Origin of the sequence: Paeniglutamicibacter sp. ZC-3, assembly GCF_025847175.2 — a bacterium.
In the GTDB taxonomy this organism is placed as follows: domain Bacteria; phylum Actinomycetota; class Actinomycetes; order Actinomycetales; family Micrococcaceae; genus Paeniglutamicibacter; species Paeniglutamicibacter sulfureus.
The window spans coordinates 1-25,659 of the sequence record NZ_JAOYTG010000031.1 but is presented as its reverse complement, the minus strand read 5'-3'; the positions used below and the strand labels follow the sequence as shown (position 1 = coordinate 25,659).

20 protein-coding genes and 1 pseudogene are annotated in these 25,659 nt (G+C 54.6%); 17 read left to right on the top strand and 4 right to left on the bottom strand.

All coding sequences use genetic code 11. The features are described from left to right. Positions 1 to 176: 176 nt before the first annotated feature. Positions 177 to 2,219 (bottom strand): acyltransferase family protein, encoded by a 2,043-nt coding sequence (locus OIU93_RS19850; protein ID WP_264271781.1) that lies wholly within the window; start codon positions 2,217 to 2,219, stop codon positions 177 to 179. Between the two features lie 476 nt (positions 2,220 to 2,695). Between OIU93_RS19850 and tsaD the strand changes: the two genes are divergently transcribed. Continuing rightward, the gene (gene tsaD, locus OIU93_RS19845) at positions 2,696 to 3,769 is read left to right on the top strand and encodes a tRNA (adenosine(37)-N6)-threonylcarbamoyltransferase complex transferase subunit TsaD (RefSeq protein WP_264271780.1); all 1,074 of its coding nucleotides are present in this window, start codon (positions 2,696 to 2,698) and stop codon (positions 3,767 to 3,769) included. A gap of 76 nt (positions 3,770 to 3,845) precedes the next feature. Here tsaD and OIU93_RS19840 read toward each other — a convergent pair whose 3' ends face one another. Together OIU93_RS19840 and OIU93_RS19835 are read right to left on the bottom strand one after the other, a co-directional pair. Continuing rightward, positions 3,846 to 4,988 (bottom strand): glutamate--cysteine ligase, encoded by a 1,143-nt coding sequence (locus OIU93_RS19840; RefSeq protein ID WP_264271779.1) that lies wholly within the window; start codon positions 4,986 to 4,988, stop codon positions 3,846 to 3,848. Positions 4,989 to 5,130: 142 nt separating this feature from the next. Beyond that, positions 5,131 to 6,381: a class I SAM-dependent methyltransferase gene (locus tag OIU93_RS19835; RefSeq protein ID WP_264271778.1), complete on the bottom strand. Its 1,251-nt coding sequence runs from the start codon at positions 6,379 to 6,381 to the stop codon at positions 5,131 to 5,133. Between the two features lie 399 nt (positions 6,382 to 6,780). On the opposite strand from OIU93_RS19835, the gene OIU93_RS19830 reads away from it, so the two are divergent. The 16 genes and pseudogenes from OIU93_RS19830 to OIU93_RS19755 form a co-directional block, all read left to right on the top strand. Then, entirely contained in the window at positions 6,781 to 8,634 is a 1,854-nt protein-coding gene (locus OIU93_RS19830) for a nucleoside-diphosphate sugar epimerase/dehydratase (protein ID WP_264271777.1), read from the top strand. 152 nt (positions 8,635 to 8,786) lie between these two features. After that, positions 8,787 to 9,413: a polysaccharide biosynthesis protein gene (locus OIU93_RS19825; RefSeq protein WP_264271776.1), complete on the top strand. Its 627-nt coding sequence runs from the start codon at positions 8,787 to 8,789 to the stop codon at positions 9,411 to 9,413. Positions 9,414 to 9,490: 77 nt separating this feature from the next. Next, a complete protein-coding gene (locus OIU93_RS19820) occupies positions 9,491 to 10,627 on the top strand; it encodes a DegT/DnrJ/EryC1/StrS aminotransferase family protein (RefSeq protein ID WP_264271775.1) in 1,137 nt (378 codons plus the stop codon). Then, positions 10,624 to 11,244 (top strand): sugar transferase, encoded by a 621-nt coding sequence (locus OIU93_RS19815; RefSeq protein WP_264271774.1) that lies wholly within the window; start codon positions 10,624 to 10,626, stop codon positions 11,242 to 11,244. Before OIU93_RS19820 ends, OIU93_RS19815 begins: the two co-directional genes overlap by 4 nt. Further along, entirely contained in the window at positions 11,237 to 11,560 is a 324-nt protein-coding gene (locus tag OIU93_RS19810) for a hypothetical protein (protein ID WP_264271773.1), read from the top strand. The genes OIU93_RS19815 and OIU93_RS19810 overlap by 8 nt, the downstream gene beginning before the upstream one ends. Positions 11,561 to 11,783: 223 nt before the next feature. Next, entirely contained in the window at positions 11,784 to 13,088 is a 1,305-nt protein-coding gene (locus tag OIU93_RS19805) for a glycosyltransferase family 4 protein (protein ID WP_372342977.1), read from the top strand. Continuing rightward, entirely contained in the window at positions 13,085 to 14,137 is a 1,053-nt protein-coding gene (locus OIU93_RS19800) for a polysaccharide biosynthesis protein (protein ID WP_264271772.1), read from the top strand. The genes OIU93_RS19805 and OIU93_RS19800 overlap by 4 nt, the downstream gene beginning before the upstream one ends. Further along, entirely contained in the window at positions 14,134 to 15,228 is a 1,095-nt protein-coding gene (locus tag OIU93_RS19795) for an NAD-dependent epimerase/dehydratase family protein (protein ID WP_264271771.1), read from the top strand. The genes OIU93_RS19800 and OIU93_RS19795 overlap by 4 nt, the downstream gene beginning before the upstream one ends. Position 15,229: 1 nt before the next feature. Then, a complete protein-coding gene (wecB, locus tag OIU93_RS19790) occupies positions 15,230 to 16,357 on the top strand; it encodes a non-hydrolyzing UDP-N-acetylglucosamine 2-epimerase (RefSeq protein WP_264271770.1) in 1,128 nt (375 codons plus the stop codon). Positions 16,358 to 16,947: 590 nt separating this feature from the next. Continuing rightward, positions 16,948 to 17,586 (top strand): glycosyltransferase family 4 protein, encoded by a 639-nt coding sequence (locus OIU93_RS19785; protein ID WP_372342976.1) that lies wholly within the window; start codon positions 16,948 to 16,950, stop codon positions 17,584 to 17,586. Between the two features lie 56 nt (positions 17,587 to 17,642). Next, a complete protein-coding gene (locus OIU93_RS19780) occupies positions 17,643 to 18,737 on the top strand; it encodes a glycosyltransferase (protein WP_264271769.1) in 1,095 nt (364 codons plus the stop codon). A 13-nt stretch (positions 18,738 to 18,750) separates the two neighbouring features. Beyond that, positions 18,751 to 19,971, top strand: a complete 1,221-nt coding sequence (locus OIU93_RS19775; protein WP_264271768.1) for an O-antigen ligase — start codon at positions 18,751 to 18,753, stop codon at positions 19,969 to 19,971. A 36-nt stretch (positions 19,972 to 20,007) separates the two neighbouring features. Next, positions 20,008 to 21,339, top strand: coding sequence for a glycosyltransferase (locus OIU93_RS19770; RefSeq protein ID WP_264271767.1), 1,332 nt, complete (start codon positions 20,008 to 20,010; stop codon positions 21,337 to 21,339). Between the two features lie 41 nt (positions 21,340 to 21,380). Continuing rightward, positions 21,381 to 22,676 carry an oligosaccharide flippase family protein gene (locus tag OIU93_RS19765; RefSeq protein ID WP_372342975.1) on the top strand — a complete coding sequence of 432 codons (1,296 nt, stop codon included), beginning with the start codon at positions 21,381 to 21,383 and terminating at the stop codon, positions 22,674 to 22,676. 228 nt (positions 22,677 to 22,904) lie between these two features. After that, positions 22,905 to 23,978: a non-hydrolyzing UDP-N-acetylglucosamine 2-epimerase gene (gene wecB, locus OIU93_RS19760; protein ID WP_264271765.1), complete on the top strand. Its 1,074-nt coding sequence runs from the start codon at positions 22,905 to 22,907 to the stop codon at positions 23,976 to 23,978. A 188-nt stretch (positions 23,979 to 24,166) separates the two neighbouring features. Then, positions 24,167 to 24,616: pseudogene (locus tag OIU93_RS19755) on the top strand (transposase); the annotation flags it as partial. 391 nt (positions 24,617 to 25,007) lie between these two features. Here OIU93_RS19755 and OIU93_RS19750 read toward each other — a convergent pair. Continuing rightward, positions 25,008 to 25,526 (bottom strand): ATP-binding protein, encoded by a 519-nt coding sequence (locus OIU93_RS19750; protein WP_264271764.1) that lies wholly within the window; start codon positions 25,524 to 25,526, stop codon positions 25,008 to 25,010. Positions 25,527 to 25,659 lie beyond the last annotated feature (133 nt).

The following is a 25,659-nucleotide window of genomic DNA, read 5'->3' as shown; positions in this document are numbered from 1 at the left end:
TCAGTTTTGGGTTCACATACGAGACTTAGCACTCTCCGCCAGCGATTAACAGGGTCCGGGAACAAGTTCCCGGACCCTGTCTCGTTCCAAGCGTCAATTAGGACTGACTCATCTAGGCCACTAGGCCCGCACGTCCTGATCTGAATACTTAAATCGCAGATGTACCACTTCGCTGATCACTTCCGCGACGCGCTGAGTCCTTCCAGCAGGGGCTGCGCCATCTGGCGGCTGAAGCTCTCAGTGAGGTGGTGCCCATCGCGATAGACGAGGGTCGTGCCAATGATAGGCGGGCACAAGGATTCGTTGCAGAAGTACGCAGTGAGATCCAAGTAGTGGGCTCCGGTGACATGGGCTGCAGACTGATCGGCTCGGACGAGATCGGCGTTGAAAGCCATTGACTTGACAGTTGCGCAGTGGTTGGCGTTATTAAGGTTTGCCGACAGGCAGATGGCGGGCGTACTGCCGTGGTTGGGAACATCTGCCAAAATGTCTACATTCGGTCCGGAGATCGCCCTAATCGTCGACTCTAACCCGGCCTGCCAACGTGCCGGGAAGTTTTGGTTTCCCCCGACGAGGGGTCCGTCCTCGTTGGCGTAGTTAGCTAGGAGCACCCGGTCCGGCTGTTCTACGTCAATCCGATTCAGCACCCCCTGCCGCCACGTGTGACACTCGGTGTATTCGACGCCGTCGAGCATCTGCGCAACATTGACGGAGTGGCAGGAGCTTTTGGTGTTCGTGTCAAGTCGGATCTGTCCGTCATTCGCCAACTGTTCAAGGGCTGGATACCAGCTAGCCGCGTGCGAGTCGCCGAAAAGGAACACGAGGGGAGCTTCCGAGTTCGCGCCGATACGGCACCCGCTGGCGTCAGTCTCACTTACGTCCCGATGGCATCCGTTGGAGTAGATGGCAGGGTTGTCCGACATGGAACCACGAAGTTCAGGCGTGAGATTGGCCGGAACGTAGTCGGTGCCAGCGGGGTATACAGTGATCGCTTCCTGTGCCGCTGTGCGATCAGTCGCGAGGACTGTCCGAGAGATACTGAGATAAGTGCCTCCTGCGAGCAAGATGACGGTCAGGGATGTGGCCACAGCAACGATCCCAGACCAAATCGGTTTGCGCTGCGTGAGGAGGCTCCAGGACCTAGCTGGTCCCTCCACATAGTTGTACAACAGCCACGCGAGCGGAAATGCTGCTGCTCCGAGTAGAAGTCGGACCCAGAGCGGGAGCGGGGAGTCCGCGCCAACGGCGGCCTGCGGGATGACCTGCAACGGCCAGTGCACGAGGTAAAGGGAGTAGGAGACTGCGCCGATGAGCTGGAGCGGACCGATGCTCAAGATACGGTTCGCATTCATGTTCCCCGGGACTGCGCCACCGACGATCATGAATACGGTGGCTACTACGGGCAGGGCGGCCATGTAGCCAGGGAAGGGGGTAGAAGCGTCGAATGAGACCGCAACTATAAGGATCAGCACGAGGCCGGCCCATGCCAGCAGGCCAGTGCGGGGAAGCGACAGCCACCGGGGACCGGACCGCATCAGGAACGCGACCAGAGCACCGACTCCGAGCTCCCACGCCCTACTCGGTAGCGAGAAGAACGTCCACGGCTGGGATAAGTGCATTCCAACCACGCACAAGGCGAATGAAGCGACCGTCAAGGTTGCGACGATGACCAGCAGCCGGCGCTCGTTACGGCGCACCAGCCAGAACCCGAGCGCGAGGACGGCCGGCCAGAATAGGTAAAACTGCTCCTCGATTCCCAGGGACCAGTAGTGTTGGAACACAGACGGCGCGGTTTCGGCAAGATAGTTCGTCCCCTGGACCGCAAAGAGCATGTTGGGTACATAAAGAGCCACGGCCGCTGCACCCTTCACTACCTCTGTCATGAGTAGAGGTGGCATCCAAACCCAGGCCGCCAGAACCGTCAAGGCGGCAACGAGCAGGGCAGCAGGCAGAATCCGACGGGCACGCATCGCATAGAAGCTGGCGAAATGGACCCGACCATGCCGCTCCAGTGATTCCAGCAGGTGTGTGGTGATTAGGAACCCGGAGATCACGAAGAAAACGTCCACGCCGACGTACCCGCCGGAGATCCACTCCACCCCCGAGTGGTAGAGGACAACGAGAAGCACTGCAATAGCCCGTAGCCCCTGGATGTCGGGCCGGAAACCTGATTTCTTAAACGCGCCTGCCTGTGGGCGCGTTTCAGCTACGGCGGTCATAGGTTCCCCTCGGATGAATGATAACGACCCGGGCATATACCCGAGGCAGGAATACACTATCAGGCCCAAACGTCGGTTAAGCAGACGCAGTAACTCAACACAGGGCCCGTAATGATCAATGGCGGTCTGTGCGTGGGGGGATCTTCGTTGTCAACCCGGGCCGCGCCGTCTCCGAGGCTCTCACCCACGTCCCGACTGGAGGCACCTTCTCGATCGATGATGCCATCTAAGTGGGGCAATTCTGCGAACACCGTTTACCTGGAATTTCGCGGTGCCTATCAAATCGAACAACAAATAATCTGTGTTTCTAAAATGCAGACAACGCCAGGATGAGCTGAAAGAACGGATATCGCCTGAGGACTCGATAGAATTCGCCTCGCACGGCATGCCAAGAATTGCACTCGCACATCGGCTGGCTTTCCTCCTGATGTATGCCACTTCGTCCAAACCGCGGTGGGCCACCTAAAATTGATTTCATGTCCCTTTCTGCACCGCTTGTACTTGGCATTGAATCCTCCTGTGATGAAACCGGAGTGGGTATCGTGCGTGGAACCGACCTACTCGTCAACGCAGTGGCTTCCTCCATGGAGGAGCACGTGCGTTTCGGCGGTGTCATTCCGGAAATTGCTTCCCGCGCCCACCTGGATGCCTTTGTCCCGACGCTAGAGTCCGCACTCAAGGAGGCCGGGGTAACCCTGGCGGAAATCGACGCGATTGCCGTGACTAGCGGTCCCGGGCTCTCCGGCGCATTGATGGTGGGCGTTTCGGCTGCAAAGGCCCTGGCCCTGGCCACAGGCAAGCCGCTCTATGCAATCAACCACCTGGTCGCGCACGTGGGCGTGGGCGTCTTGGACGGGGGAAAGCTGCCCGAGAACCTTGGTGCACTGCTGGTCTCCGGTGGCCACACCGAAATCCTGCAAGTCAACTCGCTCACTTCGGATGTGCGCCTTCTCGGCGCCACAATCGACGACGCGGCGGGGGAGGCCTACGACAAAGTAGCCCGGCTGTTGGGACTGGGTTACCCGGGCGGACCGGTTATTGACCGGATTGCCAAGGAAGGCGACCCGAAAGCCATCCGCTTTCCGCGCGGTCTGACGCTGCCCAAGTTCATTGGAACTGAAGAAGAGCCGGGAAAGCACCGCCATGATTTCTCCTTCTCTGGACTGAAGACAGCTGTTGCGCGCTGCGTCGAGCAGTACCAGAAGCGCGGGGAAGAGGTACCGGTCGCCGACATCGCCGCCAGCTTCCAGGAAGCCGTGGTGGACGTGATCACGTCCAAGGCGGTTCGTGCCTGTCGGGAACACGGTTTGAAGAACCTTTTGCTGGGCGGCGGAGTGGCTGCGAATTCGCGCTTGCGCGAGCTGCTGGCCGCGCGTTGTGCCTCGGCAGGGATCACACTGCGTGTGCCACCACGTAACCTGTGCACCGACAACGGCGCCATGGTTGCAGCTCTCGGTTCACAGCTGGTGGCAGACAACGTCCTGCCCACGGGGCTCGGTTTCTCCACCGACTCCGGACAGCCCGTGAGCCTGATTTCATTGGCCTTCTAAAGACTGCCGGTAATGCGAAAGGGTGGATGGGAATAGTCCCATCCACCCTTTCGCATAGGTTCCGTACGGCTTCGTCTTAGGCCAAGTGCATGCGACGCACGTTGTCCTTGACGACCTCGCGCAGGTTGCCGTTGTGGGCCGATGCAATCTTGTGCTGCCACTGGTAGCCAGCACCGCCCTTGATGATGCGTTCCACATCGGCGAGCTCGGTACTGCAGCCAAGTTTTTCGGCGACGGGGGCCAAACGGACGAGCTCCTGGAGAAGATGCTCGGTGACGAGCATTTCATCCCCGGCGGCGTTGAGGATGATGATGGCCTCCATGCCGTAACGGGCAGCACGCCATTTGTTTTCAACCCGGTACCAAGGAGGCATGACCGGGATGGTGCCGCCATTGTCCAGCGTCGTGGACATGTCATCCACGAGGCACTGGGTGAGTGCGGCAATGGCACCGATGTCTTGCAGCGAGGAGAGCCCATCGGAGATGCGCATTTCGACGGTCCCGAAGCGGGGGACCGGGCGCACATCCCAGCGTATTTCCGAGATGTCATCAATGACGCCGGTGTGCAACATGTCGGCGACGTAGGCCTCGTATTGGTCCCAGCTCGGGAAATGGTAGGGGATCCCGGCGGTGGGAAGTTGCTGGAACATCAGGGCACGGTGCGAGGCGTAGCCAGTGTCTTCCCCACCCCAGAACGGGCTGGAGGCGCTCAGCGCCTGGAAGTGCGCCTGGTAGTTGATCAGCCCGTCAACGATCGGCAGGGCCTTGGCCCGGGAGTCCAGTCCTACATGCACGTGCACACCGTAGATCACCATTTGCTGACCCCACCACTGGGTGCGGTCAATCATCTTGGCGTAGCGGTCCTTATCAGTGACCGGCTGCAGCTTGGGTGGTGCGAACGGGTGGGAACCTGCGCAGTACAGATCGACATCCATCGGGTCGGTGACCTCGCGGACCGCCACCAGGTTCTCGTGCAGTTGGGCCTTGGCCTGGGCAACGGTTTCGCAAACACCGGTGACGATCTCCACGGTGTTCAGCAGCAATTCCTGCTTGACGTGGGGATGTTCCTCGTCGATGGCAAGCGAACCATGACGGAGGTTCAACTCGGCCAGCACTTCCTCGGCAACCGACCGCAGATCGGAGGTATGCCGATCCACCAATGCAACTTCCCATTCCACACCAAGGGTGGACTGGCGTGATGATGCGAAATCTATCTGCATCGGGCCTCCATGTCTTATGCGGCGAATCACGCCAATATGTTGTTACTGCTCAGTCTATCGAGCGTAATGGCGCGTTTGATGCGACCGTCGAGGGTCGGGGGTGATTTTGTGGATCAACAGGGCGCTCGTGCGCACACACCACCTACACGGGCTCGACCTCAATGGCGTAACGCTGATCGCCGACCCGGGTGAGGATCAGGGTTGCCTTGTTCTTGGCATCGCGACCGGTACCTGCCAGCAGGATCTTGCGCAGTTCCTCCGGCGTGACATCCATGCCGCGTTTCTTGATGTCCAGCACGCCGATCTTTTCGGCCTTGACCCAGGCACGGAGATTCTTCACATGGTAGGGCCGGACGGCAAGAACCTTGTACGCCTTGGCAAGCGGGGTTTCAATGGCCTCCGCGGTGCTGAAATAGGCGATACGCGGATCGATCAGGTGCCCGCCGGTGGTCTTGAGCAATTCGTCAATGAGTCCGGCGCGGATCACGGCGCCGTCGGGTTCATAGATGTAGGAATCGATATCTCCCACCGGCACGTCGCCGCGCAGCGCGGCGTCAGGGTCGAAGTCCACGGGGCTTGTCAGCTCGGTGGCGCCGTGTGCGGCAATGACCAGGGCGGCCCGGCGAATCCCTGGGCGGGCGAGCGGGCCGAACCAGAGTGCGGCCTCCGTAACGTCCCCGTTGATCGAAACCCACTGGACCTCGCAATTGGAAGGGACCGCTTCGTGGGGCAGTCCCGGGCCCATCTTCACGCCCACGGCCAGTCCACGGTCGGCCAGCGACTCCACGAAGGACAGGGGCGGGCTGAAGGCCTCCGGATCAAAGATCCGCGAAGTGCCGGACGTATCGGTGGTTCGGCGAGCCGGGTCGAGCCACACGCCGTCAAAACCGGTCAAATCAAAGGTGGTCGCGTCGGCGTTGACCACGGTGGCGGTGGGCCACGGCATGAGGTTCAAGGTTGCTGCTGCCGCAGTCGTTTCGTCCATCTCCACGGCGGTCACGTCGAGTTCGGCGCTGGCTAGCGCGAGCGAATCGGCGCCGATTCCGCATCCTAGGTCGGCTACCTTCTTGATCCCGGCGCGGGTGAAGCGCTGGGCGTGGAGTCCTGCGAGTTTGAGCCGTGTAGCCTGTTCCAGGCCGGCCGGGGTGAAGACCATGCGGTCGGCGAAGGGGCCGAATTTGGTCCGGGCCTTTGAACGGAGCTGCGCCTGTTGTACCACCGCAGTCACCAATTCCACAGAGTGGCCTGCCTTGCGCAAGGACAGGTTGAGGTTCAGTGCTGCTTCCTTGGTTCCGGCGGCGGACGGGTCGACCGAGTTTAGGAGTTCCCACCCCTGGGGAGTCAGCAGGATTGCCAGTTGGGATGCTGCGGCCTCAGAGTTTTGATTTGCCATGGAATCTACCCTAGCTGGAGGAATCGGCGTTGATTCCTATCTTGTGACACAGGCGAAGAAACGAATTTGTGCTCTGAATGCAGGGGCTAATGGCGTGCAATATTTTTCACCGTAATAATCGAGGTGTCCGTCACCCTCGGGCTGGCCGCAGAACCTATACTGATTGAGGCGTAATTTCGCAAAATGACAGGCAAATTCGTTACCTGTCTTGGTGAAAGGGCGAGATGAGACTCACTCCCTCAATACCAATCGGATGATCGTCAGGAGTATTTTAAGCTTGCGTGCGAAGGACAAGATTTATGGTTCGCAGGTCAAGATTGATATCGTAACCCTGTTCACGGGGATGAATATCGGTGAATTAAGGCCATGTGGTCAAACAACTTTTTCTGGGGGAAATAGATGGATTCTGACGCAGCGCACGCGAGCGGGACCAACGTTTCAGACGCACCGCGGTGGAAACCGCCGAAGTCCAATAGTCGCTGGATTCGAGACCAACACATCGCTATTGACTTAGCGGCGTGGGTTGCAGCCTTGTTGCTCGCCACTATTTTCCGCTTTGAACTGAGAATGACAGAAATCAACGTCGGTCCGGTCCTTTTGGTTGCACTGGGGGCTGCTTCCCTCCACCTCGTCCTCGGATGGCTGCTTGCTGTGTATGCCGGGCGCTACTCCTACGGAACCTTTGAAGAAATCCGGGTGCTGGTCTACGCGATGGCGCTAGTCGGCTCAATCGTCAGCATGGTGCTGTTCGCTTTCGGAACAGACTGGGATGTGCCTCGCAGCATAGGGCTAATCGGTGCTCCAATCGCACTAATGTTTATGTGTGGTGTCAGATACGTACAGAGGATCGCCAGCGAACAGCAATTGCGGCCTGGAGACGCGGCCTTGCCCACCATTATCTACGGTGCTGGCTACTTGGGTGAAACCCTCGTGCGGCGTATGCTCACGGACGTTAACACCACCTATCGCCCCGTCGCTTTAATCGATGACGACCCCGCCAAATCAAACTTCCAGATTCGCGGCGTTCAGGTGATGGGAAGTCTTGATTCCTTGGCTGAGGTGGCCGCCAAGACAGGCGCAGTTGAACTCGTCGTAGCCATCAACTATGTTGACGCCCCACAAGTTCGATTGATCTCAGACACAGCCGCCGAGGCTGGCCTGAATGTCATGGTTTTACCGCCACTGAATGATGTTCTGGCTGGGAAGACCAAGCTCTCGGACCTGAGAGACCTATCCATTGAGGATCTCATTGGCCGGCACCCGGTCGATACCGAAATTGAGTCCATTGCGGGCTATCTGGCCGGAAAACGAGTTCTCGTCACCGGCGCCGGTGGGTCCATCGGGACAGAATTGTGCCTGCAGATCAGTAAGTTCGCTCCATCAGAGCTGATCATGCTGGATCGCGATGAGACTGGCTTACAAGGCGCTCAAATTAGAATCGCTGGTCACGGGCTACTACATACACGAGACGTTGTACTAGCGGATATTCGAGATACCGAAGCACTACAGACGATTTTCGAAGAACGCCGCCCTGACGTGGTTTTCCATGCTGCCGCATTGAAGCATCTGCCGATGTTGGAACAGTACCCGGATGAAGCTTGGAAGACCAATGTTCTTGGCACCCTGAATGTATTGCGTGCGGCGCAATCCACGAATGTGGCGACCTTCGTAAACATCTCCACAGATAAGGCGGCCAACCCGACCAGCGTACTCGGTCATTCCAAGAGAATGGCCGAAAAACTTACTGCATGGATGGCCATTGAAACGGGCAAACCTTATCTTTCGGTCAGATTTGGGAACGTAATCGGGAGCAGAGGTTCAATGTTGCCCACGTTCCGTTCGCTCATTGAAGCAGGCGGACCACTGACTGTTACACATCCGGATATCACTCGGTACTTCATGACGATCCCAGAGGCCTGCCAGTTGGTGGTACAGGCTGGCGGTATCGGTCGGGCGGGCGAGGTGCTTATTTTGGACATGGGTGAACCAGTGAAGATTCTCGACGTTGCCCAGCGCATGATTGAAATGTCAGGAAAAGACATTGAAATTGTGTTCACCGGGATGCGTGAAGGCGAAAAGCTCCATGAGGAGCTCGTCGGATATGGAGAAGCTGACAGCCGCCCTTTCCACCCACAAATCTCGCATGCTGATGTTAGTTCGATGTCTCCGACTTTACTTACCAAGGCGGCTTGGGAGACGCGTCTTCGTAGGGCCTACTCCACTGACATGCGAGACAGAACTGATGTTAACTGAAACGCTTCGTCCGAAACCCACGCAAGAGAGTAAGCGGAAGTTATACGTGATGTGGTGCTGGCAAATATTCGTAAAAGAGAAGTCTTGTAATAGGGTTTGCCCAGCAAAGGCCGGAAGTGGTGTTTCATGCTGCCAAACCCTAGTATCTATTAATGCTTGAGCAATACCTATACCCGGACGAAGCTTGGAATACTAATTTTTTTGGCCCACTCAACGTAACTAGTGACGCTCGTTCAGCCGGCCTGTCTGTTTTTGCGAAGATCTCCACTGAAAAAACGGCCAATTCCACAAGTGTGCTTGGACAGTCCAATCGTGTTACGGAGAAGATTGAATCGCGTACGGCTGAAGCTACCGGATTCCGGTACCTTTCGGTAAGTTTCGTCAATGTGGTCGAGCGCCGCGATTCGATGATCCCGACTTTCCAGTCGTTTTTCGAGTCCGGTGGACCGTTGACAGTGACCAACCCTGTATGCGAATCGAAACTTCATAACGATTCCTTTGGCCGGCCAGTTAGTCATCCAGGCTGGCGGTATCGGTCGTGCGGTAGAAGTGTTGATCCTCGAACGGGTGAGCCGTTTCGGATTCGGGATGTTGCACCGCGTATGATCGAGATATCCGGTAAAGACATTGTGTTTCTCTTCACCGGGCTTCGCAAAGGTGAGAAGTCGCATGAGGAAATTGTTGAATTTAAAGAGAATCTTGAATGTCATTTTCGTCCCCAGATTTCGCACACTCGGACTGATTCTATTTCACCTAATCGGCTGGATACGGCCGATTAGATGACACAAATGTTGAATACTCAAAGTACTTTTGAATCCGCGCCTGTTGCGCGGCCGAACACGGAGCGCGTCCAACTGTGAACGAACGAATTTACATGTCTTCTCCCGACGTGGGGGAGCTTGAAGAAGAAGCTGTCTTGGCAGCCATGCGTAGTGGATGGATTGCACCACTCGGCCCCGATGTTGATGCTTTTGAAGCTAAGCTGGCCCTGCGCATTGGCGTAGCACACGGGGTAGCGCTGAGCTCTGGGACCTCGGCATTGCACCTCGGACTGTTAACTCTCGGCGCAAAACCGGGTGATGTTGTAGTCACTTCAACTATGACTTTTGCCGCAACAACTAATGCGATCATGTACACGGGAGCGGAACCGTACTTCATTGACTGTTTACCCGAAACTGGCAACATGGATCCAGAACTGCTGCGGCGGGGGCTTATTCGTCTAGCAGAGGAAGGCCGGCGGGTGGCCGCGATCCTACCTGTGGATCTGTTGGGCAAGGCTGCTGACTACACGAACATACTGGCAATTGCTGATGAATTTGAAGTCCCAGTTCTTTCGGATGCCGCCGAGTCGCTTGGCGCAACTCACAAAGGTACGGCTGCCGGCAGTTTCGGGGCTGCATCGGTGTTTTCCTTTAACGGAAATAAAATTATGACCACATCTGGTGGTGGCATGCTGATGACCGATGACGCGGAATTCGCTGATCACGTCCGTTATCTGGCGACGCAGGCTAGGCAACCGGTAGTTCACTACGAGCACGCCGATGTTGGATACAACTATCGTATGAGTAACTTGCTCGCTGCTCTGGGACGTGCTCAACTCAGTCGTCTTGATGAAATGATTGCGAAACGTCGGACGGTACGGAATCTGTATAAGGAGTTGTTCTCCCGAATTGATGGCGTCGAAGTTTTCGGCGTCGAGGGGGATGAGGAAGATAACGTATGGCTGACGGCCATTTCAATCGATGAATCGGTCACTGGTTTCAGTCCAGACAAATTCGCCTCAGCGCTGGCGCGGCAAAATATTGAAAGTCGACCAATTTGGAAGCCAATGCATTTGCAACCGGTGTTCTCAAGATTCCAGGGCGAGATTAGCGGGGTAGCGGAGCAGTTGTTTAGGACCAACCTGACGCTACCAAGTGGTTCTGCCTTGAAACCGACGCAGCGAGAGTTCGTCCTCGACAAAATTTCGGCGTTCATAGGCGGGCGGAAGTGAGTAGGAATCGACGTGCTTACGATGTGGTCAAGCGCGGAATTGATATTGTTGGAGCGGGAACGGGACTCGTGGTCCTCTCACCGATAATCGGTGCAACAGCTGTTCTGGTTCGCTTAAAGCTTGGTTCGCCTGTGCTGTTTAAACAAGAACGCCCGGGACGAAATGGAGAGGTTTTTAAGCTGTACAAGTTTCGGAGCATGCTGGATGTTGATGAAGCGAAAGGCTTAATCGATGATGAGGACCGGCTTACCCCTTTCGGCAAAATTTTGCGCTCAACGAGTCTCGATGAGCTTCCGTCGCTGGTCAATGTGTTTAGGGGAGATATGAGTGTCGTGGGCCCCCGCCCGTTGCTCGTCGAATATCTGAATCACTACACTCCGGAACAGGCACGACGGCATGAAGTGCGCCCCGGCATCACTGGGGCCGCGCAGGTCAGCGGACGTAACGCACTGACCTGGGAGCAGAAATTTGCCTACGATATCGCGTATGTCGAGGGCCGTAGCCTGAGTGTCGATGTTCGCATCTTGATCAAGACGGTGAAGTCAGTATTCGCTCGTGAGGGAATCAGTCACGAAGGCCACGCGACGATGACGAAGTTCGGGGGCATGGATGCCTGACGATATTGTCGTCATCGAAACGATCAAGGTCGCATCACCGGCACCGAGCTGGCGCGTCGAGGGTGTCGTCGATGGTGGACCTGCTGAGATTGAGTTGGATGGGATTGCGGCGAAAGGGTTCGAGTATCTGGGAAGGACCCACACTGCGCTGCAGAGAATTGCGTACGTCACCTTCGGCATCGGAATCAGTTCAATCGGAGCGCGGGGAAAGCTCGCGGCTACTTTCGAAGGTGCGGGGTGGATACCGGGAATATTCATTCACCCAACTCTGGTTATTGGTTCAAAATCTGAGATCAAGAAAGGAACTGTTCTATGAGGCGACGTATGATAGTCAACGAACACGCGCCTTGGACAATACGTTCCCCTCAAACCGGGACCGATCGTCGGAATAATTCTGTGCGCGGTGAATTCGTATCGGTGAATCATGGTGCGATCGTGTCTGGCGGGGTTGAAGTCTTCGACCGAACAATGATGAGCGCTGGTGCAGTCAACCTGCAAGGACTTGTGGTGGCTCCAGGTGCGTTTATCCGAGCGAGTACGTGCATTACACGAGATTTGGATGCAAGCGGGACTTTTGCCGACGTTCGAACGCGCCCGCGCTTGGAAGTGAGCGAGTCGTGAGGATCTTGATCGTCTCTCAGTACTACCCGCCTGAAGCAGCGCCGATTCCAGGGGATCTCGCGCGGGAACTCGCAGATCGTGGTCACTCCGTCCGCGTGCTCACTGGATATCCAAACTATCCGCAGGGGAAGGTTTTTTCTGGGTATCGTCAGCGATGGCGAGGTCACGAGCAAGATGGGCGAGTAGTAGTCTGTCGAGTTCCGCTCTATGCGGATCATTCTCACAGTCCGACCAAGCGCATTCTTAACTATATATCGTTTGCGCTCAGCGCTGCCACCGCGTCGAAAGTTTCGCGAGATGCAGATATCGTCTACGTGTATGCAACACAGATGACTGCGGCGTTTGGCCCGTGGCTCTGGCGACTCGCAGGCGGCCGACCGTATGTTCTGCACGTCCAAGATCTGTGGCCAGATTCAATCATTGGCTCCTCGATGATGTCGGGCGACAAGCGGGGACGCCTCGTGGCTAGGGTGCTCGGACCATGGATTCGAAGCGTTTATCGGCGTGCTGCGGCGGTCGTGGGTATCGCCCCGACAATGGTGTCTACGTTGATCTCGCGAGGAGTCCGCGCTGATAGCGCCCACCTAATTTACAACTGGGCTGATGCCGGTGGTTCCAGCGACGCGCTGCCCCCACCTAGCCATCGAGCTTCGCGTGCCGAGGTAGTTTATGCTGGAAACGTTGGGGATATGCAGGATCTCGAGACCGCGGTACGGGCGGTCCATGCAGCGGCCGATGCTGGAGTTTCGCTGACCATTGTTGGAGATGGCGTTGCTCGAGAGACCCTTCGAGAACTCGTTACGGAACTCGGCGCGCCAAATATACGTTTCGAAGATCCAGTGTCTCGCGAAAGGATGCCTGAGATCTACGCGAAGGCTGATTACGCGCTTGTGTCGTTGAAGGACATGCCTGTATTCCACGGAACAATCCCGTCGAAGTTTCAAGCGGTGCTCGCAGCCGGTGTGCCGGTGATTACGACAGTACAAGGGGACGTGCGGGCAATCGTCGACGAGACGCACGTTGGCTTCACAGTTGATGCCGAAAACGTAGACGCGTTGGCGGCCACGTTTCGAGCCGCGGCCGCGCTCACGTCCGGCGAGCGCGAGGAGATGTCGCTTCGTGGGCGAGAACTATATGACACAAAATTCTCCCGAGAATCGGGAATCACCAGGATTGAAGAAGTGCTTGCTGAGGCAGTGAAGGGAAAGTGGAACGCACGATGAGCGAGTCATACGGAGGGGCGCGTGTCCTCGTAACAGGCGGGACCGGTTCATTCGGTCATACGGTTGCAAAGAAGCTGCTGGACCGGGATGTTGCTGAGATTCGCATCTTTAGTCGTGATGAGGCGAAACAGGATCTCATGCGTCACGAGATTAAAGATGATCGCTTGAGATTCTACGTGGGCGATGTCCGCGACTTTGACAGTGTCGATCGAGCATCACGGGATGTGGATTATGTTTTCCATGCCGCGGCATTAAAGCAGGTTCCATCTTGTGAGTTTTTCCCTATGGAAGCCGTGCGTACAAACGTTACAGGCAGCGAAAACGTTGTTCGAGCAGCAGATCATAACGGTGTGAAGAGCGTCGTGTGTCTCAGCACCGACAAGGCGGTGTACCCAGTGAACGCAATGGGAATGTCGAAAGCGCTCATGGAAAAGGTCGCACAGTCGTACGGATTGAACAATCCCAACACAGACACGACCGTCTCGTGCGTTCGCTACGGAAATGTGATGTATTCGAGAGGATCAGTCATTCCGCTGTTCATCCGACAGATTAAGAGCGGTAAAAATATCACGGTGACCAACCCCGAGATGACGCGCTTCATGATGTCACTCGCACACTCGGTTGACTTAGTCGAGTTCGCGTTTCGTAATGCGCAGCAAGGAGACCTTTTTGTGCGCAAGGCCAAGGCGTGTTCGATTGGATCGCTGGCCCAGGCAGTGTTGAACCTGTTCCGCTCGGGTGCGCAGGTAGACGTGATCGGAACTCGCCATGCCGAGAAATTATCTGAGGCGCTTGCAACACGTGAGGAGCTCTCACGCGCACGGGATATGGGAGATTATTTCCGCGTTGTCGCCGATAACCGCGACCTTAATTACAGCGTCTACGTCGACGAGGGCGATGTGACCCAGAACCGCTTCGAGGACTATGACTCACACACTGTGGATCAAATGTCTATCGGGGAGGTCGAGCAACTCTTGCTCACTCTTCCTGAAGTGCGGGAGGAACTGATTCTTGCAGGCCTTCCCGCGAAGGCGGTGTCGCAACCATGAGCAGATTTGCGACCACTGGCACACGGGGCTTTCTCGGGTGGCACCTCCGTGCCGGACTCCAGGACTCGGGCACGACTGTTGACGCGATACCTGTCGGAGAGGCGTTTGATCTCGAGCAGGCTACCGGTGCGATCGATGGAAGCAGTCGTGCCATTCACATCGCCGGTGTGAATCGTGCATCAGATGAGGCAGTCACTGAGGGCAACATCGGCTTTGCCAAACAGTTCGCGACTGCACTTCGGTCGGCTGACAATCCGCCTCCAGTTGTGGTCTACGCTAACTCAACGCAGTCGACGAACGGCTCGGTATACGGTGAAGCGAAAGCTCGTGCGGGTGACATTGTCGCGGCCGCGGCTGCACACGTGGGTGCGGAATTCGTGGACTTGCGACTGCCAAACCTGTTCGGTGAGCACGGTCGCCCCTTCTACAATTCAGTCACTGCGACCTTCAGCCATCTCATCGCGAAGGGGGAGAGCCCGACTGTCGAGAAGGACAAGTTACTCACACTCCTTCATGCACAGAACGCGGTCGACCTACTTGTCGGTGCTGTCCAAATTGATTCGCTTTCTGCGCTCGAACAGAACGAGACGGTGTCAGGACTACTGGGTCGGATGCAAGGTTACGCGGAGCTTTACCGTTACGGCGAGATTCCGGACGTCGCTGATGAGTTTGATAGAGATTTGTTCAACACTTACCGCTCATTCACGTTTCCGAGCCAGTCACCGATCCAGTTGACCCGCCATGCTGATCCGCGCGGTTCATTTTTCGAGATTATCCGATCACATGGCGGGCCCGGCCAATCTTCGTTCTCTACGACTGTGCCTGGGGTAACGCGTGGTGATCACTTCCATAGGCGAAAGATCGAGCGCTTCACCGTGTTGCACGGGAGGGCAAGGATATCGCTGCGTCGCTTGTTCACAGACGAGGTGATCTCGTTTGAAGTCTCCGGAGACTTTCCGATCGCTGTTGACATGCCGACGATGTGGGCACACAACATCACCAACATCGGCGATGACCTGCTTTATACGTCGTTTTGGACGAACGAAATTTTTAACCCGGAGAACCCCGACACGATTGCCGAGGTAGTTTAACATGGCAGATAAACTAAAAGTGATGACGGTAATCGGCACCAGGCCCGAGATCATCCGTCTCTCCGCAACGATCAAGCTGCTCGATGAGCACACTGATCAGGTTCTAGTCCATACGGGACAGAACTACGATTACGAGCTCAACGAGGTCTTTTTTGAAGATCTTGGGCTACGTAAGCCGGATTACTTTCTTAACGCTGACACGTCATCTTTGGGCGCTGCATTGGGATCCATCCTCACAAAGACCGAGACGGTGCTGCGTGAGGAGACTCCGGATGCCTTCCTTGTGCTCGGCGATACCAACAGTTGCATCTCAGCGGTGATTGCGAAGCGAATGAAGATTCCTGTGTTCCACATGGAGGCGGGCAACCGTTCGTTCGACGAGAATGTTCCGGAAGAGACGAATCGTCGCCTCGTGGATCATATCGCTGACTACAACCTCGTCTACACTGAGCACGCTCGGCGCAACCTACTGGCCGAAGGGTTGCAACCTTCAAGGATTATCCTCACGGGTTCGCCGATGCGGGAGGTACTTGACCAGAACAGGTCGCAGATTGACGCAAGTGATGCTGTCGAACGGATGGGCCTGACCAAGGGGAATTATTTCCTCGTGAGTTTGCACCGTGAAGAAAACGTTGATAACCCTGCACGTCTCCGCTCTGCCATTGCATCTCTGCAGATGCTGCGAGGAAAATACGAAGTTCCGGTGCTCGTGTCTACACACCCGAGGACTCGGGTGCGGATTGAAGAGCTCGGAGACGCCGAAGCAGTAGAGGGGATGACCTTCCATCCTCCGTTTGGTTTCCATGACTACAACAAGCTGCAACAAGAATCGAAGCTTGTGCTCTCAGACAGTGGGACTATCAGCGAAGAGTCGAGCCTACTCGGCTTCCCCGCCGTTACAGTACGCGACTTCATCGAACGTCCTGAGGCGCTTGACGCTGGTGCGATCATCACCACTGGACTGACGCCCCAAGCCGTGCTTCAAGCTGTCAAACTTCGGCTGAGCGTCTCGGCCGCAACCGCCTCATTACCAGCCGGCTACGAGGTCAATAATACTGCCTGGCGAGCCACGGCTTTTCTCTTGTCAACGGCCCACTCACACCGGGCACGATTGGGTCTCCATGACTGAAGCGTGCGGCACCCTACTTATCTCTGTTCCGTATCCAGTCAATGACGCGGCGGAACGCATCGAGGAGAATTCAAGAGAGCGAGCCAGCTTCCTTGACCGTAGACGAAAAATATCAGACTCGGAGAATGATGAAAGCGAGATCGGTGAGCAAGAAAGGTAGGCCCCAAGTTATTCTTGTTGCACCCGTCGCTCCTCCTATTGGAGGGATGACGCGCTGGACAGATTTAGTCGAATCCGAGTTGATGAAACAGGATGTAGCCTACTACACGATAAATACGAGTCCTAAGCGCCGTGATTTGGATGGTCAGACTAGGCTTGAACAGATTATAGGTGGTTTTCAGAATTCTATTAGGACTGCTTCGAATTTGATTCGGTGTCGGCTCAAAGGCCGACCGGACGTAATCCATATCTCCACAAGCGGCGGAATTTCACATTTGAGAGATATTCTATTGGCGCTACTTGGAAAAAGTATGGGAGCGCGAGTATTTCTCCATTTGCATCATGGGAGGCTACCAGTAGTAGTTGAACGTCGATGCATGGAAAGGACATGTCTAGATATACTCACATCGCTCGTCGATACGCTAATCCTATTGGATAAAAGTAGTGCTGGCACTGCTCGTAAACGTTGGATTAAAACTCAGGTAGAAGTGATTCCAAACCCGGTTCGAGTACGTATACCAGAAGTCGATAAAGACTTTGTAAATCAAAGACGTATCGTCTATTTAGGATGGCTCACGACAGCGAAGGGCATAGAAGACCTTCTAGAAGTATGGGAAGCACTGACTCCATCTTATCCAAACTGGCATTTGGCACTCGTAGGTGGCGTCTCGGATACTTATCGAAAAAAGCTAGCTCAGAAGTACAAGGCAGGTCGCTGGCTGATGGAAGGCGAGGTATCGCATGCCCGCGCAATGACATTCCTTGCCTCCTCCGAGATTCTAGTCCTTCCGAGCTACTCAGAAGGCTTTCCGAACGTAATTTTAGAAGCAATGTCCCTCGCTAAACCGGTGGTGGCAACGCGGGTGGGCGCGATGGAAGAGATGTTGTCCGAAGGTGGAGGATTATTGGTCACTCCTGGTTCACTAGACGAATTGACAAAGGCATTGTCGCACCTCATGACCGACGACGAATATCGCACCCAAACTGGCCACAAAGGCTGCGTGCGAGTCATGCGAGATTATGATGTCTCCGCAATAACGAACAAGTATCGACGACTCTGGGGAGTATGAACCGAGTGAAACATATTAGGACCGATCACGTTGGGGGTCATCTTGAAAACATATCCGTGCCCGCTCCAGTGAATGTCATTTTTGCCATTCCTACGTTACTGACAGGTGGCGCAGAGAAATTTGTTATGGAACTCGCAGTCCGGCTTGATCCTATCCGTTTTCATTCAACGGTACTCGTGACACGTGGTCGAGTAGACGCAGCAAGCTTGCAACATCTTGAACGCGCCGGTGTAGAAGTAGTGGTCGTTGGTCGTCAATCGTGGATTAGTTCAATCTTCATTTGCGCAAGAGTGCTGTTGCGTCGTAAACCACAGGTTATTCATACGAACATTGGTTCAATATTTCATGTTTCGCTAGGTGTTTTTCTACTTAAACGTTCGATAATCCGTATACACACTTTGCACAACATCGCTGGGTACGCTGAACCAGGCAGTCGGCTGCTCATTATAAAAAATATTATCAATCTTATGAAATTCCAGTTAGTCTCGATATCACATGCTGTTCGAGAATCAGCTTCCAAAGCCTTCGCTCTCCCGCTTGAACAAATCCCCTTGATACCGAACGGTGTAGATATCCATAGGTTCGCGCCTGGTGAAAAGAACGAGAAGAAGACTGATTCTGAAATTCGGTTTGTTGCGGTCGGCTCATTGTCTCCTGTTAAGGCACATGCAGCTCTCATCCTGGCGTTCGAAAGGATGGAGATAAGCATCCGAGACAGATGTTCTCTCACCATTGCGGGAGGTGGACCCCTGTACGCGGAATTAGCTGACTTGATCAGAAGCTTGAATTTGCAGGATCGAGTGGCTCTACTTGGTAATCGACAAGATGTTTCACCAATTCTAGAAGCGTCAGATGTATTCGTATCGGCATCGCTCACAGAAGGATTCCCGTTGTCGTTGCTGGAGGCAATGGCGACCGGATTACCCGCTGTTGTAACAGCAGTGGGCGGTGTCGGGGATATTGTCCGTGACGGTGTGGAAGGAATCCTGATTGAGCCCCAGAACACAGCAATGCTGACGCGGTCCATGGAGAAGCTTGCACGAGATGTCGGTCTTCAGCTCGAGTTTGGGCAAAATGCGCGACGACGCGCAGAATCGTTCACCTGGGATCGCTGCGTAGCTTCCTATAGTTCTCTGTACGCGGGTAGCTGATTAGATCAATGCTATGGGAATAGAAAATCGTAAGTCTTCAACGACAATAACCGAATACGAGAATAAAAAAATAAGTATTTCGGGAATAATCGTCGCGTTTTTTATCGCGACATTACCATTAACGATGTATCAAATTGACGGAATTGGATCTGGACAGCGGATAATCAGCATCTTCGTCTGCATCGTTGCCCTTTTGATCTTGTATATGCGCAGGACTCCGATTAGTTCCTCGGGTGGTGCAGTTTTTTGGATCTTTTGTGCCGGATGGGGTCTGGTCACCGTTGTTTGGTCCACTGCATTTACCACGAGTTTTGCATTCGCATCTGGCATGCTCCTGATGATCGCTTCGTTTGTGCTTATGGCCATGCTCCCGCTCACGGGCAAGGACATCCAGCTGATACAAATCGCCTGGTTGCTGGTTGCTCTTTCGGCATCCATTATATTTATTTTGTATGGTGAGCAGGCAGCGATAGGTAACCGCACGCACATCATTTTAGCCTCAGGCGACTCAGACCCGAATGAATTCGCAACGTATTTTCTCCTACCACTGGCATATATAGTGGATGCGATTTTCCGGGGACGAGCAACCGTTCGCCTTGTTGCCCTATTAGCGGCAATGGGCGTCCTCTATGTCATTCTCATGACTGGCTCACGAGCCGGTGCAATAGCAAGTTTGGTAATTGTCTGCCTCATAGCTCTACGGCACTCGAGCCGGAGCATTGGTAGATTCTTGTTGGTCGGTACCGTCATTTTTCTGGGATTTTATTTTACTAATCGGTATATTTGGCCATTAGTTCCGGAAGAGGTTCGCACACGGCTGTCATTTGCAGCCCTACAAGAAGATAATGGAAGTGGTCGCGCGGCTATTTGGGATTCGGGTCTAGAGCTATTGGCTAACTCTGGCTGGAGAATCCTGATCGGATATGGGCCGCACGGTGCGCCGCTTGATCGCACAGTAATGCACAATCATTTCTTGCAGGCTCTAGTTGATGGTGGGCTCATTGGCCTGTTACTATTCCTAGCCGTCGTCGTGTGCGCCTTACGGGCGGCCGCTCGGAACGTTCCTGTATTCGCTGCCACCGTTGGAATTCTAATCATGTTTATGACTCTTACTGCATATTCAAACTTCCGACCGGCATGGGCTATTTTATTTATGGCCATGCTAATAGCGAGACGGCGGAGATCTCTTGTGAATGAAAAAAGCCTAAAGAATCGGGTGGTTGAACATGGGTAGAGATTTGCTTCGGAATGGTACACGATCTCGACAATCATGTGCCATCTTTATCACCCCGAATGGATCGGCGACATTATGCGCGTTTTGATAATTTCGAGTCATTACACTCCCGAGCCTGTGATCGGTGCCATTCGACCCAGCAAACTTGCCGCGTTTCTTCATGCCAGAGGACACGAAGTGGTTATTCTTTCTAAGTCGGGCCCATGGGAAATCTCAGACGGTGATGGGCCGGAAGTTTTAAGAACTCCATGGATTCGTTTGCCAGTCTTTCGCTATGAAGATGGCTCGCTAAAAAGGAATGACTTGCCCATTCCTACAGCAGCAGAGCAGGCTGCCGGAAATTTCAAGCAAAGATTGCGAAGACTTCTAGCTGATTGGTCTCACGAAATATTTTCGATTCCAGATCCTGAGGGCGGATGGATCCCGTTTGGGTACCGCGCGGGTAAGAAGGCAATAGAAGATAGTGGCATTGAGGTCATTTTTGCGACTGGACCAAGTTTTTCGAGTCACATAATCGCAGCACGCTTGGCTCGGCGTTTCGGTGTATCTTGGGTCGCAGATTATAGAGATCTTTGGACGACTGGCGAATATTACATGTTCGGCCGAATGCGGAAGCGCATCGATGGTTGGATCGAGCAACGAGTTCTCGCAAACGTTGCCTGTGTTACGGCGATTGGCCAGGGACTAACCAATAGTTTGTCGGAAAATTTCCCCGTAGTTTCTCATATGGTCAGGAACGGCACAGATGAAGTGGTGCTTGCGCCCCTTGCAAATAGACGGCCACTAAGCTCCGCTAGACTAAACTTGTTATATGTAGGTAATAATTTTTATGGTGGACGACGAACTCCTAAATTGCTCTTTCGTGCAGCACGCGAGATGCAGCTCTCCCCAATAGACGTGAAGTTTCACTTTTTGGGTTCCGATCCTTCAGCCGTTGATTTTATGGCGCGGGAAGAAGGCGTTCTCGATCTCGTTGAGGTTCACCCGTCGGTTGGACACATGGAATCCTTAGAATGGCAGTCGCGGGCCGATGGACTGCTTCTTTTACTCTGGGATGATCCTCGCGAGAGGGATACTATCTCGGGAAAATTGTTTGAGTATGCAGCTGTCCGTCGTTCAATAATATTGCTTGGATATGCTGACGGCGAAGCTGCACAAATTGTGCATGAACATCGGCTCGGGTGGTGTGTTTCCGAACCGGAAGGGTCCACTGCGCTGTTATCGGATCTGTTGGCAAAGAAAGCATCTGCTTCGCTCCTTGATGATCTACCAAAGGCCTATGGCCTCTCGCGAGAAGTTCAACATCAAAAACTCGAGAATATTCTGGTTGAGTCAGCTAACAATGTAATGAAAAACTATAATAAATAATAATTAATATCTGGAGAAATCTAAAGAATGACAGGATAGATTTGAGGAAAATACCTCACATTTTGCGCGCAATTTCAATTTTGGCCACTGGGACCGTCATCGGACAAGTGGTTTCCTTGCTCACAATGCCTATAATAACTAGATTGTATTCTCCTGGCGATTATGGTGTTCTAGGTATCTATTCGTCGATCGTTATAGTTCTTGGAAGTGTTGCTGGATCTAAATTTGATTCCGCAATCCTGTTGCCTCCCCATACTGCTTCTGGTGAAAAGACAGTACGCGGCCTATTTCGGCTATCGGTCGTCTCTTCGGTCGCCGTGTCTGTGGTCCTATTAGTTGTGATCATATTTTTCCATTACTTTTGGGGAGAAGGTCCTTTCTCCTCGTTGGGAAGTTGGATATTTCTTGTCCCTCTTGGAGTGCTACTGACTAGTGTGTCAGCAGCACTTTCAGCGGTTGCAACGCGGGAAGGGGCATACAAGCAGTTGGGTATATTGTCTCCAGTCCAAAAGATTTCATCTGGTGGAGTTCAAATTGCAGGGGGCTTTGCCGGTGCCGGCGTAGCCGGGTTGATTGCGGGCGCAATAGCACAACCGGTTGCAACTATCGGTCTACTCATCAAAGGCAGGTGGCGATTTGTTGCTACGTCCTTGAGGCGTCCTAGTGAACAACGTGAAATTTTGCGGCTAGCCTCGGAATACCGCGATTTCCCACTGGTAAGCGCTCCTACAGTGTTGCTGAATACACTTGCTTGGAATAGCCAGGTTTTAGTTCTAGCCTGGTTATACACTCCCGATGACGTTGGATTCTATTCCCTCGCTATGGGAGTCGTGGGACTACCATTGAACATCATCCTGTCTGCTGTCTCCCAAGTCTACCTGCGGGAAAGTGCCGCCCGTAAAAGTGACAGGACGGCAACGAAGAGACTATTCGTGCAGTTGTTAATCGGCTTGTTCGTGGTTTCAATTCCGGTCTTCGGCATTCTTGCACTTGCGAGTCAGGTTTTAATTGAGCCACTATTCGGGTCAGAGTGGGCCGCCGCTGGTTTGATTGCTCTGTCATTGTTGCCTTTGCTCTGGGGCAGATTTATGGCCACAACGTTGACCACAACTTTCACCGTATATAGGCGTCAGGTGTGGTTGCTTTGGTGGCAAATGGTTACTTTGCTTGTAACCTCCTTGGGATATGTCGTTGGTGGGATTAATGAACTAGCAATTGCAGATACAGTTGCTTTAGCAAGTTGGATGTCCTTGCCTTTATATTTGCTAATAATACCGTTGTCATATTACGTAATGAGTAAGGGATTATCCATTCCATTACCGAGGGACGGAAGGTGAACCGGGTGTTTTTCGTCGACCAATAGTGCGCGGATTTGGCGGGGAGCATTATTTATAAGTGGCCATCCATGTAAATGCCGCGATCTGGGTTTTGATTCGCCACAGTCGTTCTGCCGGCGGTCCGGTTAGATGCGCGGTTGGTGGTCGGAGACGGTGATTCGGTCATGGGTTGGACAAAACGTGGAAAGACCACTTTTCTGTCATCGTAGACAGATTAGACTGGACTGTATGAAAATTGTCAGTGTGGTGGGCGCACGCCCACAATTTGTGAAACTTGCTCCTATCCACAAGGCAGCTACAGCCGCGGGCGTCGAGCATGTGATCGTGCACACGGGTCAACACTATGATCCGATGCTGTCGGACGTCTTTTTTGAAGATCTGGGAATCGGTGATCCTGACGTTCACCTCGGTATTGGAAGCGGTTCGCACGGCGTGCAGACTGGTGCAATTTTGGCAGCATTGGATAAGGTATTCGATGAACACCGTCCCGACTGGGTACTTGTCTACGGCGATACGAACTCAACCCTTGCAGCGGTACTTAGCGCGGTAAAGATGCATATCCCGGTCGCGCATCTGGAAGCGGGACTACGCAGCTTCAACCGCCGGATGCCGGAAGAGCACAACCGGGTCATGACAGATCATGCTGCAGACCTCTTACTTGCGCCGACACAAGTTGCTGTCAATCACTTGGCGCACGAGGGTCTCGAGGAGCGCACTGTTCTTGTCGGCGACGTAATGACGGACGTGCTCTTCGAGATACGTGACCAGGTAGCGGCGACACCGTCTCGGCTCCTCGAAGATCTGGGACTCACTGCTGGCGGTTACTATTTGTCTACGATTCACCGGGCCGAAAACACTGATGACCCAGCGCGTCTCACGGAGATAGTTGCGGGATTGGCCGAGCTCGACAAGCCAGTCGTGCTACTGGCGCATCCGCGGGTCGTGGCGAAGGCGTCGACCCATGGCATCGAACTCACGAAGGGTTCACTTATCGCTCACGCGCCACTGGCTTATCCGGATCTCATTGCAGCAGTGCTTGCGAGCGCGGGAGTCGTCACTGACTCGGGCGGACTCCAAAAAGAGGCTTTCCTGCTACGAGTTCCATGCACGACAGTACGTACCGAAACCGAGTGGGTTGAAACTGTCGAGCTAGGTTGGAATAGGCTGGCGAATTCCGCGGTGGAGATCCAGGCTGCTGTCACCCGACCTCGCCCGGCAGAGACTCAAGTTGCGCCCTACGGAGATGGCAATGCTGCGACGAGAGTCGTTGACACTTTACTTCATGAGTTTGCCGCTGATTAGGCCGCGGTTAGAGATCCTGCGCTGTTCAAACGCGATGCTCTGCTGAATAGCCTCAGAAGGTAGTGCCATTCCGGATTGTTGGACATGAGATCGGTGTCTACGAAGCCATGAGATTCGGTGTCCACGATGTAGCGAGATTACACACCAAGTCGACAGAGCACCACTACCAAGTGAGGCTATTCAGCACCAAGCGGATCGATGAGCTCGACAAGGACCTGGCCGGCAACAACAAACAGTTCACCGAGCTGGTCAAGGTCAGCGGGGCCGCGCAGGCGCTGGAAGTGAAGGGCTTCGGTGCCGTCACGGCCGCCACGTGCCTGACCGTGTGGTCCCACCAGGGGCGGGAGCATTCGGAAGCAGCGTACGCGTCCCTCGCCGGGGTGAATTCGATCCGGGCCTCGTCGGGCAACACCGTCCGCCACCGGCTCAACCGAGCCGGGGACAGAAGCCTCAACCGGGCGCTGCACACGGTCTCGATCTCGCGGATGACCCGCGACGAGGGAACCCGCAGATACGTGAGCAAACGGGCAGCGGAAGGCCTTTCCACCCAGGAGACCCGCCGATGCAACAAACGCTACTTCGCCCGTCGGGTCTACCGCATCCTCAGCTCACACGGCGCGGCCCCGAACACCGCTTGACAAACATGGAAGGGTCGAGAGGGAACTCCTGCTCCGGCTTGTTGGTGACTTGGTAGGGCCTGCTCCGGGCTGGCGAGGTTACACACTGTCGCCAGATCAGCGGAACCACCAGACCAGCTATTTAGCACCGTACCGCTTCACAAGCGTTCCCAAGCTTAGGACGGTGGATTTGTCCGGTCAGCCTAGATTAACTAACTGCGAGATAGCGTCTGAAGGTACTGCTGTTCTGAGGACTTGGTCCGCTCCCTCTGTGTAGGTGGTACCGGCGTTTCCGGCGATTCGGTACCGAACTCGATACCTCGGTATTGGCCAAGCACCGTTCGCAGGCTCCTTGGCCAATACCATTTAGGGGGAAGGCTCGGGGGTCAGTGGTTCAGGAAGGGACTGCAACCTATTCCCAGAAACCGGCTGAGTCCCGGGCCTTTTCATGTTTGAGCTTGCGCATGTCGGTGTCTCCCAGCACGAGCCACCTGGTGTTGTTCGCCAGCCGGTTCACGATCGAATCCCCGGCCACGCGGTCAGGCAACACCTGCACCCAATACGCCGGGTCGGTTTGGCTGACGATCACCGTGGGCAAGCGGTGCTCCCGGTCGGCAAGGACCCCGAACAGATCACTGGCGATGTTCTGGTCGATGCCGACGGTCAGGAAATCATCAATGATCAGCAGGTCCGCGTCCCGCAACTTCTCCAGCAGGGCATCGTGGACCTTGCTGTCTGCCCGTGCGACGAGCAGCTTCCTGGCCAGCACGTCCATCCGCGTGTAGAACACCGAATGCTCGCTGTGGCAGGCGGCAATGCCGATGGCGCAGGCGATGTATGAATATTCGGAGGTTTGAGAGCCACCGGATATTGCCTTTCGGAGCCACCAATATTGCCGTTGAGAGCCGGCACCTCCCCGGGAGGGAGCCACCGGCTCTCAACAATGTGTGTTTCGTCGATTAGAAATAGGCCATTTCGGCGCTAAGAAGCAGGCCACTTCAGCACGGTTCCAGGCCATTTCGGCAGTCTAGGTGGAACCGCCGACAAACTTCGTTTTATTCCCA

Bases quoted from the DNA above. Each gene is read 5' to 3' on its own strand.
- wecB (WP_264271765.1), top strand. From the start codon at position 22,905: ATGAAAATTGTCAGTGTGGTGGGCGCACGCCCACAATTTGTGAAACTT.
- OIU93_RS19830 (WP_264271777.1), top strand. From the start codon at position 6,781: ATGGATTCTGACGCAGCGCACGCGAGCGGGACCAACGTTTCAGACGCA.
- OIU93_RS19775 (WP_264271768.1), top strand. From the start codon at position 18,751: ATGGGAATAGAAAATCGTAAGTCTTCAACGACAATAACCGAATACGAG.
- OIU93_RS19825 (WP_264271776.1), top strand. From the start codon at position 8,787: ATGCTTGAGCAATACCTATACCCGGACGAAGCTTGGAATACTAATTTT.
- OIU93_RS19810 (WP_264271773.1), top strand. From the start codon at position 11,237: ATGCCTGACGATATTGTCGTCATCGAAACGATCAAGGTCGCATCACCG.
- OIU93_RS19770 (WP_264271767.1), top strand. From the start codon at position 20,008: ATGTGCCATCTTTATCACCCCGAATGGATCGGCGACATTATGCGCGTT.
- OIU93_RS19800 (WP_264271772.1), top strand. From the start codon at position 13,085: ATGAGCGAGTCATACGGAGGGGCGCGTGTCCTCGTAACAGGCGGGACC.
- OIU93_RS19850 (WP_264271781.1), bottom strand. From the start codon at position 2,219: ATGACCGCCGTAGCTGAAACGCGCCCACAGGCAGGCGCGTTTAAGAAA.
- tsaD (WP_264271780.1), top strand. From the start codon at position 2,696: ATGTCCCTTTCTGCACCGCTTGTACTTGGCATTGAATCCTCCTGTGAT.
- wecB (WP_264271770.1), top strand. From the start codon at position 15,230: ATGGCAGATAAACTAAAAGTGATGACGGTAATCGGCACCAGGCCCGAG.
- OIU93_RS19835 (WP_264271778.1), bottom strand. From the start codon at position 6,381: ATGGCAAATCAAAACTCTGAGGCCGCAGCATCCCAACTGGCAATCCTG.
- OIU93_RS19795 (WP_264271771.1), top strand. From the start codon at position 14,134: ATGAGCAGATTTGCGACCACTGGCACACGGGGCTTTCTCGGGTGGCAC.
- OIU93_RS19840 (WP_264271779.1), bottom strand. From the start codon at position 4,988: ATGCAGATAGATTTCGCATCATCACGCCAGTCCACCCTTGGTGTGGAA.